General features: G+C 60.6%; 1 protein-coding gene and 1 pseudogene. One reads left to right on the forward strand and one right to left on the reverse strand.

Annotation, left to right across the window (positions count from 1 at the left end; all coding sequences use genetic code 11):
* On the forward strand, nt 1-1,543 hold a 1,543-nt coding region (locus A3730_RS22305), incomplete at its 5' end, for a molybdopterin-dependent oxidoreductase (protein ID WP_063538972.1).
* Here A3730_RS22305 and A3730_RS32085 read toward each other — a convergent pair.
* A pseudogene (locus A3730_RS32085) lies at nt 1,540-1,890 on the reverse strand (DUF4336 domain-containing protein); the annotation flags it as partial. The gene A3730_RS22305 and the pseudogene A3730_RS32085 overlap by 4 nt on opposite strands.

Raw genomic sequence — 1,890 nt, forward strand, 5'->3', positions numbered from 1 at the left:
CCAGCGCAGCGCCCAGGTGTTCTACATCAACCCCCGCCTAATCGAATCCGCCAGCCCCAAAACCGGGGAAGTGATACAAATCCTTCCCGACACGGACCTCTATTTGATGGCCGCCCTGCTCCATGAAATGGATGCGCTGGGCCGTTTCGATGAAAACGTCATTCGCGAGCATGGCACGCGCATAGATGCCTTGCGTGCTTTTATTGCCCCCTACTCCGCTGATGCCGTGGCCGAGGTGGTAGGCCTGGGTGCCGACACCATTCGTGACCTGGCAGATACGTTCAGTGGCGCAGAGCGTGCCTGCGTGCACATGTCCACCGGCGTCAACATGGGCCAGCACGGCACACTCTGTTATTGGCTACTGCAGATGCTGAGCTTCGTTACCGGCAACCTGGACAAGCCCGGCGGCAACTTCTACAGCGAAGGGTTCTACCCCGCCGCCAAGGCCGGCCGCGCCCGCCTTGATAACGTATTTTTTCCCTCCCAGCATGGGGAAATGCGGCATATCCGCGGCGCCTTGGCCGGCAACCTGCTGCCAGACATGATCCTCGACGACGACAACCCGATCCGCGCCCTGGTAGTGATTGCCGGCAACCCCTTGCTCAGCGTGGGCGGTGAAGGCCGCTGGCGCCAGGCGCTGGAAAAGCTGGACCTGTTGATCGTCATTGATCTGTTCCGCAATGCCACGGGGGAATACGCACATTACTTGCTGCCCTCGGCAGACATGCTGGAACGCCCGGACCTGAATATCTGTGGGCTGGGCATGCAGTACCAGCCCTATGTGCAATACACTGACGCGGTGGTTCCGCCCGCCGCACAACGCCGTGAAGAATGGTGGATTCTGTCGCACCTGTTGCAGGCCATGGGACGGCACGCGCCCATGCTGGAGCAGGACCCGCCCCGCCCATTCGGCCGGCTGGATCACATGCTGTCACGTACCGGGCTTTGCGTGGACACACTGGCACAACAGCCATCCGGCACCACCGTGCTGGACACTCAATCCATCGGCCGCTTCTATACGGATTTCATTCAAACTGATGACAAACGGGTCGATTGCTGCCCACCGCTATTTGCTGATGCCATGGAACTGGCCAACCAGCAATTTCAGGCCCTGACCACCTCGACTCCAGCCTTCCGGCTGATCAACCTGCGTACCAACTACATGCACAACAGCTGGTACCAGAATGTGCCGACACTGAAACGTGGCGCCCATGCCAGCAATGCGCTGCACATGAACCCGGCAGACCTCCAGTCCATAGGCATTGATGACGGCGACGAAGTCGAGGCCAGCAATACCTACGGGCGGGTGCGAGTCAAGGTGCGCAGTGACGACAGTCTGCGTGAAGGTGTGGTCGCCATGACCCACGGCTGGGGCAACCGGCAAACACCGGGGATGCGCGTGGCGCAGCAGCACCCGGGAGTGAACATCAACGCACTGCTTCCCAACGGCCCCGGCAGCTTTGAGAAACTCAGTAATCAGGCCTTCATGAGTGGCGTGCCGGTCTCGATTAATCCGGTGGCGACTCAGCGTACCCGCGCTTAACCCAGCCAGCGAAAGGCGCGCTTCAGCGCCTGGGTGCCATCGTGGTCAATCCAGTTACCATGGGCCAGCACGATGCGCTCCGGTTGCCATTGCAGCATGCGCTGGAAGCTGGCCCGTGCCTGATCCTTGCCGCCCCGAAAAGTAAACCGGTAATCCAGTGGCGCCTGTCCGTGCGGTGCAACCACACCCGCCAGGCGCAGCAGCCACCGCAGGCGCCAATGCACTTTGCCGGGATCAAAATTCTCGATTAGATCAGCCAGGATCAGCGTGCGGCTGGGGCGATGCAAAAACACCACCTCCTCCATCACCGAGCTGCCGCGAAAGCACAACTGATCAAGAGTGTCATG

This window comes from Alcanivorax sp. HI0044, assembly GCF_001634945.1.